At 73.6% G+C, this 19146-nt stretch carries 1 protein-coding gene; it reads right to left on the bottom strand.

Features of this window, described 5'->3' with window-relative positions; genetic code table 11:
- Positions 1-27: 27 nt before the first annotated feature.
- Positions 28-19059: an amino acid adenylation domain-containing protein gene (locus ACH4S7_RS24075; RefSeq protein WP_398523545.1), complete on the bottom strand. Its 19032-nt coding sequence runs from the start codon at positions 19057-19059 to the stop codon at positions 28-30.
- Positions 19060-19146: the final 87 nt, after the last annotated feature.

Below are 19146 nucleotides of genomic sequence, written 5' to 3'. Positions count from 1 at the left end.
CTCTCTCCTTCGGATATGTGTCGGGGGTCAGTTCCGGTGGGTGGCGCGGTGCGTCAGCCCTTCCAGCGCCCGGAACCAGGTCTCCGCCAGGTCCTGGACGGTCTCCGGCAAGACCAATCCTTCCAGCCAGGACCAGTGCGCGGCCAGGACCGGTCCGTCCGCCCGGTCCTCGGTCACCACATTGATGCCGAGCGCATGACCCTCCCGCATCGCGTCCTCCGCACCGATGTCGGCCACCTCCTCCTCGGGAGCGTACGACCAGTCCTCCGCCTCCGGGACGGAGAACCGGCCCAGATAGTTGAACTCGATCCGGGGGGCGTCCCGTTCCGCCAGTACCGCGCGGGTCCGGGGGTTGAGATGCCGCAACATGCCGTAGCCGACGCCGTTCGCGGGCAGCGACGCCAGATGCGCGCGGACCCTCTCCACGGCCGTGTCGGCGGCCGGTCCGCCCGCGAGGGCCTCCGCGAGATCGATCGGGCCCGGATCGAGCCGGACCGGGAAGACGCTGGTGAACCAGCCGACCGTACGGGACAGATCGGCGCTCTCGCCGGCGAGCTCCTCCTCGCGGCCATGGCCTTCGAGATCGACCAGGACCGAGGTGTCGGTACCACCGTGACGGCGCCGCCAGTCGGCGACCGCCAGGCCGAGCCCGGCCAGCAGTACGTCGTTGACGCTCGCGCCGAAGGCGGCGGGCACCGCGGACAGCAGCGGGCCGGTGCGCTCCGGTGGCATCCGCAGCGCCAGTTCCCGCGTGTTGCCCGTGGTGTCGATGGCCGGGTCCGGCTCCCGTTCCAGCGGGAACGGTTCCGTGCCGCCGTCCAGGACCGCGGTCCAGACGGGCAGTTCCGCCTCCCGGGCCGGGTCGAGCGCCAGCTCCGTCAGCAGCCGCGACCAGCGCGCGAACGACGTCTCCACCGGTGCCGGATCGGCTGGGAGGCCGGCCGACACCCGCTCCCAGGCCGCCGCCAGATCCGGCAGCAGCACCCGCCAGGACACCCCGTCCACAACCAGGTGGTGGGCCATCAGCAGCAGCCGTCCCGGCTCGTCACCGGCGTCGAACCACACCGCCCGCACCATGTCACCGGCGTCCGGGTCGAGCGTGGCACGCGCCCGGTGCGCATGCTCTGACACCGCGGCGCCCAGCGCTTCGGCGTCCCGGCCCACGACGTCTACCCGGTCGATCCAAGCGGTCGTGTCCACCGCCCCCGCCGCCGGGACCTCCAGTGACCAGTCGTCGGCGGAGCGCCGCACCAGCCGGGCCCGCAGCAGATCGTGCCGGTCGGCCAGGGCCTGGAGGACGGCGGCCAGCGAGCTCTCCGTCAGTGCGGCGGGCGTCTGCACCAGCGCCGCCTGGTGGTAGGTGCCGAAGGGGCCGCCCAACTCCCGCAGCCAGTGCATGACCGGGGTCAGCGGCACCGTGCCCGTACCGTCGTCCGACGGCCGGGCGCCCGCGTCGCCGATGGTCGCCACGGCGCTCAGCGCCGCCACCGTGCGGTGCCGGAAGACCAGCCGCGGGGTGATCCGTACGCCCGCCGCGCGGGCCCGGCCGACCAACTGCATCGCGATGATGCTGTCACCGCCCAGCGCGAAGAAGTCGTCGTCCACGCCGACCCGGGCCACGCCGAGCACCTCGGTGAACACCGTGTGGAGCGTCCGCTCCAGCGCGGTGCCCGGCGGCCTCCCGGAGGAGGTCGCCGAGAAGTCCGGCGCGGGCAGCGCGGCCCGGTCCAGCTTGCCGTTGCGGAGCCGGGGCAGCCGCTCCAGCACCACCACGGCGGCCGGGACCATGTAGTCCGGCAGCCGTTCGGCGACATGGGCGCGGAGCAGCGCCGGGTCCGGGGCCTGCCCGGCGGCCGGCACCACATACGCCACCAGGTGCTTGCGGGGACCGTCCGCGCGGACCGTCACCAGCACCTGACCGGTGGCCGGATGCGCGGCCAGCGCGGCTTCGATCTCCGCCAGTTCGATCCGGAAACCGCGGATCTTGACCTGGTCGTCGGCGCGGCCGAGGTAGTCGATCCGACCGTCGGCGGTCCAGCGAGCCAGGTCACCGGTCCGGTACAGCCGTCCGCCCGACCCCCCGAACGGGTCGGCGACGAACCGCTCGGCCGTCAGCGCCGGACCGCCGAGATAGCCGCGGGCCAGCCCCCCGCCCGCGAGGTACAGCTCGCCCGGGACCCCGGGGGGCACCGGTCGCAGCAGTCCGTCGAGCACATAGGCCCGGGTCCCCGCCACCGGCCGCCCCACCAGCGGCCGTTCGCTCTCCCGCACCCGGGCGACCAGGGCGTCCACGGTCGACTCGGTCGGACCGTAGAGGTTGAAAGCCTCCGTCCCGCGCAGCGAGCCGAGCCGCTCCCACAGTGCGGCGGGCACGGCCTCGCCGCCGACGCCCACCACCGCGAGCGGGCAGTGGCCGTCCCGGACGAGGCCGCTCTCCGCCATCTGCGCGAAGAACGACGGGGTGACCTCCAGGAAGTCGAAACCGTGCTCGACGACGGCCGCGGCCAGCAGTTCGGGGTCGCGCCGGGTCTCCTCGGACACCACGTGCACACAGTGCCCGTCGAGCAGCCAGAGCTGTGGCTGCCAGGACGCGTCGAACGAGAACGACCAGGCGTGCCCGGCCCGCAGCCGCCGCCGTCCGGTGGCCGCGACGGCCGGTTCGTACAGCGTCTCGCGGTGACTGTGGAAGAGGTGCCCCACACTCTCGTGGGTGACCACCACTCCCTTCGGGCGGCCCGTGGACCCGGAGGTGTAGATGACGTACGCCGGGTTCAGCGGGGTGAGCGGCGCCGTGCGGTCCGCGTCGGTGAGATCGGCGGGGGAGAGGGCGGCGAGCCGTTCCGGCGTCCCGGGACCGTCCAGGAGCAGCCGCTCCCCGGGGAGCCCGTCCGCCAGCGCCCGGGTGGTGAGCGTCAGCACCGGACGGGCGTCGGCGAGCATATCGGCGGTACGGGCCGCCGGGGCGTCCGGATCGAGCGTCAAGGAGGCCGCGCCCGCCTTCTGCACCGCCAGGATCGCCAGCAGGGTGCGGGCGGTCCGGGGGAGCGCCAGCGCGACGATCCGCTCCGGCCCGGCCCCGTACGCCACCAGCAGCCGGGCCAGTCGGTTGGCCTCGGCGTTCAGTTCGGCGAAGGTGAGCGCGATCCCGTCGGACGCCACCGCTGGCGCCTCCGGCGACAACCGGACCTGCTGTTCGAACAGCGCCGGTACGGTGGTCGGTCCGGCCGGTGCCGGCCGGTCGTTCCACTCCACCAGTGTGCGGTGGCGCTCGGCGTCGCCCAGGACGTCGATCCGGCCGATCCGCACCCCCGGATCGGCGGCCACGGCCCGCAGCACCCGCAGCAGCCGCTCGGCGAAGGACCGGGCCGTCGCCGCGTCGAACAGATCAGTGCTGTACTCCAGCACCCCGTCGGCACCGCCCCCGCCGGGCCGCTCCACGAAGTCGAAGGAGAGGTCGAACTTGGCCGTCGTCTGCCCGACGTCCTCCCGGGCGCCCCGCAGACCCGGCAGGCCCACATCGTCCCCGCCCGCGGCCAGATAGACGACCATCACCTGGAACAGCGGATGCCGGGCCAGCGAACGGGCCGGATTGACCGCTTCCACCAGCTTTTCGAACGGCACGTCCTGGTGGTCGAAGGCGGCGAGATCGGACTCCCGCACGCGCGCCAGCAGGTCACGGAAGGCCGGATCGCCCGAGGTGTCCGTCCGCAGGACGAGCGTGTTGAGGAAGAAGCCGACCAACCCCTCCAGCGCCTCATCGGTACGCCCGGAGATCGGGCTGCCGAGCGGAATGTCCTCGCCCGCGCCCAGCCGGGTCAGCAGCGTCGCCACGGCCGCCTGCATCACCATGAACACGCTGACGTCACAGGAGCGCGCCACGCTCCGCAGACCGGCGAGCAGCTCCGCGTCCAGGGAGAGGTCGGCCGTCCCGCCCCGGTAGGTGGCCTCCAGCGGGCGCGGTCGGTCGGTCGGCAGCGCCAGTTCCTCGGGCAGACCCGCCAGCGCGTCCCGCCAGAAGGCGAGCTGGTGCTCGCCGACCTCGGCGAGCAACTCCTCTTGCCAGAGGGTGTAGTCGGCGTACTGCACCGGCAGCGGCGCCCACTCCGGGGCCCGGCCCGCCGACCGGGCCGCGTAGGCGACCGCCAGATCGTGGTGGAGCGGCGCGTCCGACCACTCGTCACCGGCGATGTGGTGCACCAGCACCAGCAGCGCGTACTCCCCGGCGCCGAGCCGGAACACCGTCACCCGCAGCGGCGGTTCCCGGTCCAGCTCGAAACCGTACGCCGCGGCCCGGGTCAGCCGCTCGCCGAGATCGCGCTGCCGGGTGTCCACCAGCTCCACCGGGATCACGGCCTCCCCGGGATCGAGGATGCGTTGGTACGCCCGCCCCTCCTCCTCGGGGAAGACCGTGCGGAGCGTCTCGTGCCGGGCGGCGAGGTCCTGCACCGCGGCGCGCAGCGCGCCGATGTCCAGATCGCCGGAGAGCCGCCAGGCGGACGGCATGTTGTACGTGGCGCTCGCGCCGTCCACCTGGTAGAGCACCCAGAGCCTGCGCTGGGCGGCGGAGAGCGGCAGCCGCTCGGGCCTGGCCCGCGCCGTCAGCTCGGGCCTGGCGGTCCTGGCCGGCCCCGCCAGCCGCTCCGCGAGCCGGGCGACCGTGGGGGAGTCGAACACCTCCCGCAGGGACACCTCGGCGGACAGCGCCGACCGCACCCGGCCGACCAGCCGCATCGCCAGCAGCGAGTGGCCGCCGAGGGCGAAGAAGTCGTCGTCGACGCCGACCCGGTCGAGGCCGAGCACCGCGGCGAACTCCTCGCACAGCACCTCTTCACGCGGAGTGCGCGGCCTCCGGCCGGTCACCACCGCCGCGAAGTCCGGCGCGGGCAGCGCCGCCTGGTCCAGCTTGCCGCTCACGGTGCGCGGTAGCGACGGTACGGTCAGGAACGCGGCCGGCACCATGTGCGCGGGCAGCACGGCCGTGACATGGGCCCGCAGGACGGCGGCGTCCGGTGCCGTGCCGGCCGCGGGGACGGTGTACGCGACCAGCCGGGGCGCCCCGGGGGAGTCCTCCCGGACGACGACCGCCGCCGACGCCACCTCGGGGCGCGCGGTGAGCAGCGCCTCGATCTCCCCGAGCTCGATCCGGAAACCACGCAGCTTCACCTGGCCGTCCGCGCGACCCAGGAACTCCAGCGAGCCGTCCCGTCGGCGCCGGACGAGGTCTCCGGTGCGGTACATCCGGGAGCCCGGCGGGCCGAACGGGTCGGCGGTGAACCGTTCGGCGGTCAGCCCGGGGCGGCGCAGATAGCCCATGGCCAGGCCCGCCCCGGAGAGGTACAGCTCCCCGGCGACCCCGACGGGGACCGGCCGCAGCCGGGCGTCCAGGACGTGCGCCCGGGTGTTGGCGACCGGCGCGGCCCATGTCCCGCCCGCACCGCCGTGCCAGCCGTACGCGTCGACCGCGCACTCGGTGGGACCGTACAGATCGTGGGCCCGTACGCCGGGCAGCGCGCACAGCCGCTCCCACAGCGCGGGCGGGGTCGCCTCGCCGCCCACCGCGACGACCCGGGGGTGGTAACGGCCCTCCGTCAGGAAGCCGTGCTGGGTCAGCTCCCGCAGATAGGTCGGGGTGACGTCGAGGAAGTCGATCCGCTCAGCGCCCAGATACGCGTACAGCGCCGCCGGGTCCATCATCGTCGCCTCGTCGGCCACATGCAGCTCATGGCCCGCGAGCAGCCACAGCAGCGGCTCCCAGGAGCCGTCGAAGGAGAACGACGCCGCGTGCACGGCCCGCAGGACGGCTCCGTCGGCCGCGCGTTCGGCGGGCGCGATCAGATCCTCCCGGTGCGAGGCGAACAGATTGCTCAGCCCCCGGTGGGTGCCGACCACGCCCTTCGGACGCCCCGTGGAGCCGGAGGTGAAAATGACGTACGCGGCGCCGTCGGGCGCCGGCACGGGCAGCGGACCACCCGCCCGGGCCGTGGATCCCGCGTCGGCCGGTCCGTCGTCCAGCGGCAGCCGCTCGGGCCCCGCCGGCCAGGACCCGTCCGTCAGCAGCACCCGCTCGGGACCCGCCGCCGGCAGCCGCTCCGCCAGGGCCGCGGTCGTCAGCACACAGAGCGGCTCCGCGTCCGCCAGCATGAACTCCAGCCGATCCACCGGATACTCCGGATCGAGCGGCAGATAGGCCGCCCCGGCCGCGAGCACGCCCAGCAGCGCCGGGACCATCTCCCGCCGGGGGAGCGCCAGCGCGACCACCGTCCCGGCCCCCGCGCCGCGCCGCCGCAGCAGCGCGGCGACCGCGTCCACCCGCGCACCGAGTTCGGCGAAGGTCAGCCGGCTGTCCCCGGTGACCAGGGCCGTCCGTCGGGGGCGACTCCGTACCGCGTCCGAGAACAGCTCCGGCACCGTGCGGGGCTCCGCCGGCCGGTCCGTCGCGTGCCACGGCGCCGCCAGCTCGCCGTCGGTGAGCACCCGCAGTTCGCCCACCGGCCGGTCCGGCGCGGCGCCGATCTGCTCCAGCAGCGACACCGCCCGGGCGGCGAGCGACTCCGCCGTCTCCGGATCGGCGAGATCCATCGCGTACTCCAGCAGCAGCGTCAGATCCCGTCCGGCGCCATGGTCGACGAAGGTGAAGTCCAGATCGAACTTCGCCGTCCCGGTGTCCATCTCGAACCACTCGGTCGGCAGACCGAGCAGATCCGGATCGCCGTCCGGGCGGTGGTGGTACCCCAACATCACCTGGAACAGCGGATTGCGGTCCGCGACCCGGGCCGGGTTGACCGCCTCGACCACCCGGTCGAACGGCACATCCTGGTGTTCATAGGCGGCGAGCGCCGACTCCCTTACCCGGGCCAGCAGTTCACCGAAGGTCGGATCGCCCGACAGATCCGTCCGCAGCACCAGCGTATTGACGAAGAATCCGACCAGCTCGTCCACGGCCGCGTCCGTACGCCCCGCGATCGGTGCGCCCAGCGGAATGTCATCCCCCGCGCCCAGCCGGTGCAGCAGCGTCGCCGTCGCCGCCTGGAAGAGCATGAACATACTGACGCCGCGCTCCGCACACAGCTCGCGCAGCACATCACCCGTCCCGGCGGGCAGCGTGGCACGCACCGTGCCACCCCCGCCCGTGGTCCCGCCGGCACGCGGCCGGTCCAGCGGCAGCGCCACCTCGTCGGGGAGTCCGCGCAGCGCCGCCACCCAGTGGTCGAGCTGCTGCTCCCCGACCTCCGCGAGCAGTCCCTCCTGCCAGAGGGAGTAGTCGGCGTACTGCACCGGCAGCGGCGCCCACTCCGGTGCCCGGCCCGCCGACCGGGCCGCGTACGCCGCGTTCAGATCGGCGAGGAACGGCCGGTCGGACCACTCGTCGGTGGTGATGTGATGGAGCACCACCGCCACCACCTGATCGGCGGGACCCAGCCGCAGCACCTCGGCCCGCAGCGGGAGTTCCGCGCCCAGATCGAAGGGACGCCGCTGCGCCGCCTCGATCCGCGCCGCCAACTCGCCCTCGGTGCACTCCGTGACGGTGCACACCGGCTCCGCATCGGCGGCCGGGACGATCACCTGGTACGGCTCGCCCTCATGCGTCGCGAACCGGGTCCGCAGCGATTCGTGCCGCCCCACCACATCCCGCAGGGCCGCCCGCAGGGCGTCCGTGTCGAGGACTCCGCGCAGCCGGAAGACCAGCGGGAAGTTGTACGCCACCCCGGTGCCGGTGATCCGCTCCACCAGCCAGAGCCGTCGCTGTGCCGCCGACAGTGGAATCCGCTCCGGACGCGGCGCGCCGGCCTCCAGCACGGGCCGGGCCGGTCGGGCCGGATCCGCCCGCAGTGCCAGCAGCTCCGGCGTCGGCGCCTCGAACAGATCCCGGATCGCCAGCTCGGCGCCCAGCTCGGTACGAGCCCGGCTGATCAACCGGGTCGCCAGCAGGGAATGCCCGCCCAGATCGAAGAAGTTGTCCTCGGCGCCCACCCCCGGCAGCCCCAGCACCTCGGCGAAGAGCCGGCAGAGCACCTCCTCCCCGGGGGTTTCGGGTCCGCGTCCCGCCGACAGGGCCACGCCGGGTTCCGGCTCCGGCAGCGCCCGGACATCGAGCTTTCCGTTGTCGTTCATCGGCAGCCGGGGGAGCACGACCCAGGCGGCGGGGACCATATAGGCCGGCAGCCGCTGCCCCAGATCCTCCCGGACCCGCCGGACCAGATCGCCGGTGCCGCGGGTGGAGGCGGGGGTGTTGGCGTGGGCGACGGAGCCGCCGGGACGGTGTAGACCCGCCGTCACCCGGAAGGCGCCCCGGACGAAGACGGCCTCGTACTGGCCCGGCTCACTCGCCCAGGTCGTCAGGGTGCGGTAGCCGAGCGCATCGCCCAGCTCGCGCAGGGCCTCCGGCTCGACCCCGCCGCCGTCACCGCGCGGCAGCCGGCCCGCGGCCACGGCCTCGACGGCGGCCAGTTCAGCGGCCGTGCGGGCGTCCGGCACCCGGACCACCCGTACCGTGTCCGGGCCCTCGGCCAGCCGCGCCGCGACCGCCTCGATACCCGACCACACCATCATGGGAGCGTCCGACAGATCCACGGCGTCCCCGGCGCGCTCGGCGTCGGCGGTCCGATACAGCACGGCGTCGTACCGGTGCCGGGTCAGCTCGTTCTGGTACCGGCCCCGCTTGGTCCGCAGATCGACACCGAGGCCCAGTGTGGTGAACCAGTCCGGGTCGACCAGGAGTTCCTTCTCCAGGGCGATGCCCCGGTCCACCGCCCGGCGGACCGTCTCCGGGTCCGCCGCCGCGCCCGCCCGGGTGAGCTGGATACCCGTCTGGAAGGCGCGGGCGAGCCGCAGATTGCGCACATCGCCGACGAACAGCGCCCCACCGGGGGCGAGCAGCTCCATCGCCCCGGTGACGACCTCGGCCAGATGGTCCAGGCTGGGGAAGTACTGCACGACGGAGTTGATGACGACGGTGTCGAACCAGCCACTCGGCAGTCCGTCCGTCACTCCGGCCGGCTGACAGCGCAGTTCGACCTTGGCGGCCAGTGCGGGATCGCGGCGCAACTCCTCCCCGATCTTGCGGATCACGGGCGCGGCGAAGTCGGTGGCCCAGTACGCCTCGGCGTCCGGGGCGAGCTGTGACAGCAGCAGACCCGAGCCGACGCCGATCTCCAGAATCCGGCGCGGGCGCAGCTCACGGATGCGTTCGACGGTCGCCGACCGCCATTCGCGCATATGCGCCAGCGGGATGGGGGTGCCGTCGTAGGAGCTGTCCCAGCCCGCGAAGTCCTCGGTGAAGACCGCCGTGCCGATCTCGGTGTACTCGGCGGAGTAGATCTCCTGCCATTCGCCGATCTGCTCCCGCTCCGCCGCCCGCCGTTCCTCATCGCCGGGTTCGGCCGGGACGACATAGCCCACCAGCCGCTGGGTGCCGGGCGCGGAGGCGTCGTCGCGGGCGACCACCGCGGCCTGGGCGATCCCCGGATGCTGGGCGAGCGCCGTCTCGATCTCGCCCAGTTCGACCCGGTGACCACGGATCTTGACCTGGTCGTCGGTGCGGCCGAGGAAGTCCAGATTGCCGTCCGGGCGCCGCCGCACGAGGTCGCCGGTGCGGTACATCCGCTCACCGGGCAGTCCGTACGGGTCGGCCACGAACCGTTCGGCGGTCAGCCCCCGCCGGTCCAGATAGCCCCGGGCGAGCCCGACACCGGCGATGTACAGCTCACCGGGGACGTCGTCGGGGACCGGGCGCAGCCAGGCGTCGAGCACCCGCGCACGGGTGGCGCGGATCGGGCGGCCGACGGTCGGGGTCGCGCTGTCGTGGGTCCCCCCACCGAGGGTGTTGATCGTGTACTCGGTCGGTCCGTACAGGTTGTAGCCGTAGGTCCCCTCGGTGTCGCGCAGCCGGTTCCACACCGCCTCCGTCACCGCTTCGCCGCCGAGCAGCACCAGCGGCGGGCGGTGCCCCTCCAACAGGCCCTCCTCGATCAGGAGATGGGCGTAGGTCGGGGTCACATTGACGACATCGATCCGGCGGGACTCGCAGTACGCGACCAGCGCGGTGGCGTCCCGGCGCAACTCCTCGTCGCAGATGTGCACCTCATGCCCCTCCACCAGCCAGAGCAACTCCTCCCAGGACATATCGAAGGCGAAGGACACGGTGTGCGCGATCCGCAGCCGCCGGCCCCCGGCCGCGGCGATGGCCGGGGCGAAGATCTCCGTCTGATGGTTGAGCTGCATATTCGTCAGACCCCGGTAGGGCGTGACCACCCCCTTGGGGCGGCCGGTGGAACCCGAGGTGTAGATGACGTACGCCGGATGCTCCGGGCTGAACTCCACCCGCACCGGCTCGGCCGACCCCCGGGCCAGCTCCGCCACGACGGCCGGATCGTCCAGCAGCACACGCGGCACCTCCGCCGACAGTGTCCGCGAGACGGCCGAGGTCGACAGCAGCAGCAGTGGCCGGGCGTCGTCGAGCATCAGCGCGAGGCGGTCGGCCGGATGGTCCAGTTCCAGCGGCAGATAGGCGGCTCCGGTCCGCAGTACGGCGAAGAGCGCCACCACCATGTCCATCGACCGCGGCAGCCCCAGCGCCACCACCCGCTCCGGCGCCGCGCCCCGGGCCAGCAGCAGCCGGGCCAGCCGGTCGCAGCGCTCGTCCAGCTCCGCGTAGGTCAGCGTCCGGGACCCGAAGACGACCGCTGTGGCCTCCGGCGTACGGGCGGCCTGGGCCGCCAGCATGTCGGCGACGGTTTCACGTGGAACAGGCTGACGGCTCTCCGCGTCGGCCCGGCGGAGCGCCGCGCGCTCCCCGGGCAGCAGCGGATCGAGCGACCCGGTCCGTGCCGTCGGATCGGCCAACAGCCGGTCCAGGAGCACGGTGAAGCGGTCCAGCAGATCCCTCGCACGGGCGTCCGTGATCAGATCCGGTCGGTGGGCGAGGGTGAATCGGACCTCGCGGCCCGGGGTGACGACCAGGTTCACCGGATAGTGCGTGGCATCGACATTGGCGACCGCGCTCGCGCCGTGCCGGTCCGCCAGCTCGGCGAGCCGTTCCTCGGTGTCGGCGTTGCGCAGCACGAACAGCGTGTCGAAGAGGCGGCGGTGGCCGGTCTCCGCCTGAAGGACGCCCAGGCCCAGATACTCGTGCGGCATCAGCTCCATGCGCTCCGCCTGGATCCGGCGCAGCAGGTCCAGCAGCGGTTCCCGGGGGTCGAAGGCGATCCGCGCGGGCACCGTGTTGAGGAACATGCCGATGACGTTCTCGACGTCCGGCACCTCACTCGGGCGTCCGGCGACCGTGGTGCCGAAGACGATGTCCGTCCGGCCGGTCGCACCGGCCAACGCCAGACCCCAGGCCGCGTTGAAGACCGTGTTGAGGGTGAGGCCGTGGCGGCGTGCGGTCCTGCGCAGCCGTTCGCTCTCGGCCTCCGGCAGCACGGCGTCGAGATGGACCGGGACGACCGGCTCCAGACCCCGCCCGGCGGCGCTCGGCACCAGCAGCGTGGGCTCGTCCAGACCGTCGAGCGCGGCCCGCCAGGCATCGGTGGCGTCCGTCGTGTCCTGCCGGTCCAGCCAGGTCAGATAGTCCCGGTACGAGCCGGGGTGGGCCAGGCCCCGGGCGTCGCCGCCGCTCTCGTACAGCGCGAACAACTGGTCCAGGAAGAGCCAGGCCGACCAGCCGTCCCACAGCAGGAGATGGCGGCCGACGACGAGCCGGTCGCCGCGCCCGGCGCCGAGCCGGACCAGCAGCAGCCGGAAGAGCAGCGGCCGGGTGAGGTCGAAGCGGCGGGTCCGCTCCTCCGCCAGCAGCACGGTGAGCCGGGCCTCCTGCTCCGCCGCGGCCAGCCCGGAGAGATCCACCTCCACCAGCGGGATCTCGGGGTCCCGGACGATGAACTGCACCGGTTCGCGCAGCCCGTCACTGGTGAACCCGGCCCGCAGGCTCGGATGACGCTCCAGCAGGGCTGCCACGGCCGTCCGGAGCCGGTCGGCGTCCACCCGCTCGGCGAGGTCGAACGACTCATGGACCGTGTAGACGTCCAGGGCGCTGTCGCCCGCGTCATAGGTGGAGTGGAAGAACAGGCCCTCCTGGAGCGGCGCCAGCGGCCAGATGTCCGCCACCCGGCCGGGGGCGAGCCGCTCGACCCGGGCCCGCTCCTCGGGAGTGAGGTCGACGGCGGACGCCGGGACGGACTCCTGCTCAGACGGGCCGGTGAGGGTCGCCGCGGCGGCCAGGGCGGCCGGGGTGCGGTGCTCGAAGACGGCGCGCGGGCTGAGGACGAGACCGGCGCTCCGGGCCCGGCTGGAGACACCGATGGAGCTGATGCTGTCGCCGCCGAGCAGGAAGAAGTCGTCGTCCACGGAGACCTCGGCCAGCTTCAGCACGGCGGCGAAGATCTCGGTGAGCAGTTGTTCCCGCGCGTCCCGGGGCGCCCGCGCGGCGGCCCGTACGAGCTCCGGGGCGGGCAGCGCGGCCCGGTCCAGCTTGCCGCTCGGGGTGAGCGGCAGGGCGTCGAGAACCACATAGGCGGCGGGCACCATGGGCGCGGGCAGACTCCCGGCGAGCGCGGTCCGCAGCTCCCCCGGGTCCGGTGCGGCAGCGTCCGGGCCGCCGGCAGGGACGACATGGGCCACCAGGGCGTTGTCCCGTACGGTGACGACCGCCTGGGCGATCCCGGGGTGCCGGCCGAGTGCCGCCTCGATCTCCCCCAGCTCCATCCGGACGCCGCGCAGTTTGACCTGTCGGTCGGTGCGGCCGAGATACTCGATCTCTCCGTCCGCGCGCCGCCGCACCAGGTCACCGGTGCGGTACAGGCGGCTGCCGGGCGGTCCGTACGGATCGGCCGTGAACCGTTCGGCGGTCAGCGCGGGCCGGGCGTGATAGCCCCGGGCGAGCTGGACACCGGCGAGATACAGCTCACCCGGCACCCCCGGCGGCACCGGCCGCAGACAGCTATCCAGCACCCGGAGCCGGGTGTTCCACACCGGGCGCCCGATGGGCACGGTGCCGGTGTCGCCCTCCGCGTAGGTGTGGTGGGTGACGTCGACGGCGGCCTCGGTCGGCCCGTAGAGATTGTGGATAGGGACACCGGTGAGCCCGTACCAGCGGCTCGCCGAGCTCACGCTCAGGGCCTCGCCGCTGCTGAAGACATGGCGCAGCGACCCCGCCCACGACGGATCGGCGGTGACCTCGTCGGCCAGCAGGAACGCGTCCAGCATCGACGGCACGAAGTGCAGCGCGGTGACGCGCTCGGCGCGCACCAGGGCGGCCAGATAGGCCGGGTCACGGTGCCCGTCCGGCCGGGCCAGCACCACGGCCGCGCCCTCCAGCAGCGGCCAGAAGAATTCCCACACCGAGACGTCGAACCCGGACGGCGTCTTCTGGAGGACACGGTCACCGGCCCCCAACCCGTAGGTGTCCTGCATCCACGCCAGCCGGTTGACGATGGCGTCATGGGTGACGAGCACGCCCTTGGGGCGGCCGGTGGACCCGGAGGTGTAGATCAGATACGCGGGGTCGCCGGGCCGGGCGGGCCGGTGCACGGGGGCGCCCGGGGTGTCGTCCGACGCGTCGACGAGGAGCGGTGTCAGCCCCTCCGCCGCGGGCAGCGCCGGAGCGGCGGTGGTGGTGACCACCGTCGTCGCACCGGAGTCGGCGAGCATCCCGGCCACCCGGTCGGCCGGGAGATCCGGGTCGAGCGGCAGATAGGCCGCCCCGGACTTCACCACGCCGAGCAGGGCGACCATCAACTCCACCGAGCGCGGCACGGCGACGGCGACGATGTCATCCGCGCCGGCGCCCTCGGCGGCGAGCCGGCCGGCCAGGGACGCGGCCCGGGCGTCCAGCTCCGCATAGCTCAGCCGCTCCGTGCCGAAGACGACGGCGGTGGCGTCGGGCGTCCGGGCGACCTGCGCCGCGAACGCACCGGCCAGGGTGGTGGCGGGCAGTTCCCGTACCGCACCGGCCGGATGGGCCGTCGCCGACTCCTCGGACGAGAGCAGGTCGACGGTGGCGGCGGATCGGGCCGGGTCATCGGCGAGCGCCTCCAGGATCCGTTCGAGGCGGGCCGCGATCTCCCCGACGGCGGTGGTGCCCAACCGTTCGGTGTGGTGCTTGAGCCGCAGATCGAGCCGGGCGCCCGGCTTCACGATCAGCGCCAGCGGATAGTGCACCGCGTCGTGGAACTCATGGCCGGTGATCCGGATCGTGCCCGAGGGGTCGGTCAGATCCGTCTCCGCCGGATAGTTCTCGAACACGACCAGGGTGTCGAAGAGGTCGCCGCCACCGGCGTGCCCGGCGATCCGCCCCAGCTCGGCGAGGCCCAACTGCTGGTGGTCCAGGAGCAGCGCCTGTTCGTCCTGGAGCCGGGTGAGCAGCGCCGACAGCGGGTCGGCGGGCGTCCAGCGGAACCGGGTCGGCAGCGTGTTGATGAAGAGCCCGACCATCGACTCGATGCCGTCGACCGCGCCGTCCCGGCCGGAGACCGTGGTGCCGAAGACCACGTCGTGCCGGCCGGTGAGCCGCCCGAGCAACAGGCCCCACGCGGTCTGGACCACGGTGCCGAGGGTGACACCGTGCGCCCGGGCGCGGTCGGACAGCCGGGCGGTGGTCCGTTCGGAGAGTTCGAGCCGGATCTGTCCGGGACGCGGTGCTGCGCCGTCTCCCGCCGCCGTGACCAGCCGGGTCGGTTCCTCCAGACCTGCGAGGGCGGTCCGCCAGGTCGACCGGGCGGCCTCCTGGTCGAGCCCCGCGAGCCGGCGCAGATGACCGCGGTACGGGGCCGGGGCGGGCAGTGCCGCGGGCTCGGCCCCGTACAGCGCGAGCAGTTCCCGGTGGAGCACCGGCAGCGACCAGCCGTCCGCCACGATGTGGTGGAACGTCAGCACCAGTGCGGACCGTGCCGCGCCGGTCCTGACGAGCGCGCAGCGCAGGAGCGGCGGCCGGGCCAGGTCGAACGGCCGTGCGCGTTCCTCCGCCGCGACCGCGTCGGCCGACGCCGGTCCGGTCCCTGCCGAGAGATCGACCTCCCGCCAGGGCAGCTCCACCTCGCCGGCGACGATCTGTACGGGGGAGCCGTCCGACCGCTGCCGGAAGGCGGCGCGGAGCGGGGCGTGCCGGTCCAGCACGGCCTGCGCGGCACGGCGCAGCGCCGCGGCGTCCACCGCTCCCGCCAGCTCGATCACCTGCTGGACGACATAGGCGTCCCGGTCGCCCGCGCCCGCCACGGCGTGGAAGAAGAAGCCTTCCTGGAGCGGGGTGAGCGGCAGGATTTCCTCGATCACCAGGGGGTTCGCGCCCTGGATCCGCTCTCGCTCACCGTCGTCGAGTGCGATGAGCGGCGCTGCGGCGGCCGGGGGGACCGCCGCGTCGTGGTCGACGGCGACGGACCGGAGCGCGGCGACCGTACGGTGCCGGAACACATCGCGCGCGGTGAGGGACAGCCCCTCCCGGCGGGCGTGGATCAGCAGTTGGATGGCGGTGATGCTGTCGCCGCCGAGCGCGAGGAAGTCGTCGTCGATCGAGACCGACCGCACGCCCAGCACCCGTGTGTACAGCCCGCAGAGCAGTTCCTCCCGAGCGTCGCGCGGTGCCCGGCCGGAGCTGAGGGCGCCGTAGTCCGGCACCGGGAGCGCATGGGGGTCGATCTTGCCGCTGGGGGTGACCGGCAGCCGGTGCAGCGGTACGAAGGCGGACGGCACCATGTACTCCGGCAGCCGCTCGGCGGTGTGCGCGCGGAGGGTCTTCAGCAGGGTCGTGATGTCCCGGAACGGTGCCGGGCGGTTGGCGGGTGGAAAGCCGCCACCGGGCCGGTAGACCGCGCCGGCCGGCCCGTCGTCCGCGATGAGGACCACATCGAGGGCGCCGTCGTCGGCACCGCCGTTCCAGGTGACCTCGGTGCGGTAGCCGTGCGCCGCGCCCAGGGCGGGGAACGCCTCCGGGTCGGCGCTCTCGGCGCCCGGCCCGCTGCTGTCGTCGAGGAGGCGCAGATCGGCGAGATCGCCGGTGAGCCGGGCGTTGGGCACCCCGGAGATGCGGAGCCGGGCGGGCCGTTCCGCGAGGAGATCGGCCACGGCCGCGAGACCGCCGAGACGTGACCAGGGGACCTCCTGCTCCTCGGTTCCGGGCGTCGCCGGGTCCGCCCCCGGGGCGGAGGCGGACGGGCGCAGCACCACGTCGTACCGGTAGCGGCTCAGCTCGTTGTGGTGGACCGCGCGCTTGACGTGCACGTCCGCGTCGAAGCCCGGCAGCGCGGTGAAGAAATCGGGGTCGAGCAGCAGCTCGCTCTCCCAGCGGACCGACCGCTCCACGGCGTCCCGCACCGCCGCCTTGTCCGTGGCGTCCCTGCTGTCCGTGCTGTTGGAGGAGGGGGAGAAGTCAGGACGGCGGCTCTCCACCGCCGCCCGCAGCGTGCGCAGCAGCCGCAGATTGCGGACGTCACCGACGAAGACGCGCCCTCCGGGCGCGAGCAGCGCCGACACCGAGCGCAGCACCCCGGCGAGGTAGTCGGCGTTGGGGAAGTACTGGGCCACGGAGTTGATGACGACGGTGTCGAAGTACCCCTCGGGCAGTCCGTCGGTCTCGTGCGCGGGCCGCGCCCGCAACTCCACCCGGCCCGCGAGCTCCGGTACGGCGTCCACCTGGGCGCGCAGCGCCCGTACCGCCTCGTGCGAGAGGTCCGTGCCCCAGTACGCCTCGCAGTCGGGGGCGAGTCGGGAGAGGATCAGTCCGCTGCCGACCCCGATCTCCAGCACCCGCCGCGGGGTGCCGCCCTCAGATATGCGCTCGATCGTGGCGTCCCGCCACTCGCGCATCTCCTCGACGGGGATGGGGCGTCCGTCGTACATGCTGTTCCAGCCGGCGAAGTTCTCCCGGAATCCGTCAGAACCGGCCGCGCTGTAGAGCAGCTCATGCAGTTCCCGCCACTCCTCGACCCGTTCGGTCTCGTCGTCGCCCGCCGGGGCGTCGAGCGCGGGGACGACATAGGCGGCCAGCCGGCTCTCGCCCGGTCGGTCCTCCCGGGCGACCACCGTGACCTGGTCGACGGCCGGATGGCGGCGCAGCACGGACTCGATCTCGCCCGGTTCGATGCGGAAGCCGCGGATCTTGACCTGGGTGTCGGCGCGGCCGAGGAACTCCAGCCGCCCGTCGGCCTTCCAGCGCACCAGGTCACCGGTGCGGTAGAGCCGTTCACCGGGTGCGCCGTACGGATCGGCGACGAAGCGCTCGGCGGTCAGAGCGGGCCGGCCGAGATAGCCGCGGGCCAGCCCCGCGCCGCCGAGATAGAGCTCTCCCGTGACCCCGGCGGGGACCGGGCGCAGCCGGCCGTCCAGGACATAGGCCCGGGTGCCGGGGTCGGGGCCGCCGATCGGGACGATCGAACCGGTCGGGATGTCTGGATCGCAGAGCCCGAGGGTGGAGTTGGTGGTGGCCTCCGTCGGCCCGTAGGCGTTGAACATCATCCGGCCACGGGCGTACCGGGAGACCAACTCGGGGGAGACCCGCTCGGTGCCGGCGAGCAGGGTGGCCGTCTCCGGCAGCAGGACGTCGTCCGGCATGGCCGCCAGCAGCGCGGGCGGCAGGATCATGAAGGTGACGCCCTCGGCGCGTGCGTACGCGGCGAGCGGTTCGCCGGGCACCCGGCGCTCGGACGGCACGACGATCAGCCGGCCACCGGAGAGCAGTCCGAGGCAGAGGTCCCAGAACGCCACGTCGAAACTGGGTGAGGCGAATTGGAGCACCCGGCTGTGCGGGCCGATGCCGAACCGTTCGCTCTGGGTGGCGACCAGCTTGGCGACCCCGCTGTGGGCGAGGACGACGCCCTTGGGGCGGCCCGTCGAACCCGAGGTGTAGATGACATAGGCCGCGTGCAGCACCGTCAGCGGTCCACCGCGGTCGGCGTCGGACGGATCGTGGGCGGGCCGCCGCACCAACTCGGCCGCCACATCCGGGGAGTCGAGCAGCAGTCGTTCGACGCCGTCCCGCTCGGGGAGGTCCGGCGCCGTTTCCCGGGTCGTCACCAGGCAGTCCGGCCGGGCGTCGTCCAACATGTACGCGATGCGGTCGGCGGGGTAGTCGTGGTCGATCGGCAGATAGGCGGCGCCGGACTTCAACACGGCGACCTCGGCGACGATCAGCTCGGCCGACCGGGGCAGCGCCAGCGCGACGATCCGTTCGGGGCCCGCGCCCCGGGCGATCAGGGCGTGGGCGAGCCGGTTGGCCCGCTCGTCCAGTTCGGCGTAGGTCAGCCGCTCGTCCTCGAAGACCAGGGCGACGGCGTCGGGGCGCTCCCGGACCCGCTCGGCGAAGAGGGCGGGCCAGGTGGTCGGGGGCACCTGGTGGTCGGTGGCGTTCCACTCCAGGACCACGCGCCGGTACTCGTCCCCAGGCATCAGGGTGAGCGCGCTGACAGCCGTTTCGGGTCGGGCGATGCCGTCGGCGAGGAGGGTCGTGAAGTGGCCGATGAGCCGGTTCACGGTGGCGGGTTCGAAGAGATCGGGGCGGTAGACCGCCCGTACCGCGTCCGGCGTGACGTCCAGCAGCAGATCGAGCGGTCCGTACGCGTGGTCCGTCGGGTCGGCCGGCAGCGGGTCGGGCGGGCCGGACTCGTCGTCGGTCGGGTCGGCGGGCAGCGGGTCGGGCGGTCCTGAAGCCGCCGTGCGCAGCGCGGTGTTGAAGAACAGCCCGCCGCCGCGCAGCGGTTCCGGCCGCACCTCCGCGACCAGCGCTCCCAGCGGCACCCGGTGCGCCTCGGCCTCCTCGACCGCCCGCGTCACCCGCCCCGCCAACTCCCCGAAGGACGTGTCCCCGTCCACCGCGACGCGCACCGGCAGTCCCCGGTGTCCGACAGTGAGATCCGTGGCCCCGCCGTAACGGTGCAACAGGGCGACGAACGCCGCGAGCAGGACCTCGTCCGGCGCTGCCCCGTCGAACGGACCGGTGCGTACCGCTCGTTCCCCGGCTGCCACCTGCGGATGGGGCCGGTCCACAGGCAGTACCGCTTCCCCCGGGCGCGGTGTGAGCAACCGCCGCCAGTATGCGACGACTTCTTCAGATACTGCCTCAGATCCGGACAAGGTGGCCGTGCCTCCCAGCAGGTCGGTTCCGGCCGGTGGGCCGGAAGCGGTGCGCGTCATACTAAGGTAAGGGTTACCTAATCCAAT

The organism is Streptomyces sp. NPDC020965 (assembly GCF_044333555.1).
Taxonomy (GTDB): domain Bacteria; phylum Actinomycetota; class Actinomycetes; order Streptomycetales; family Streptomycetaceae; genus Streptomyces.
This window is presented reverse-complemented; position numbering and strand designations above follow the sequence as displayed.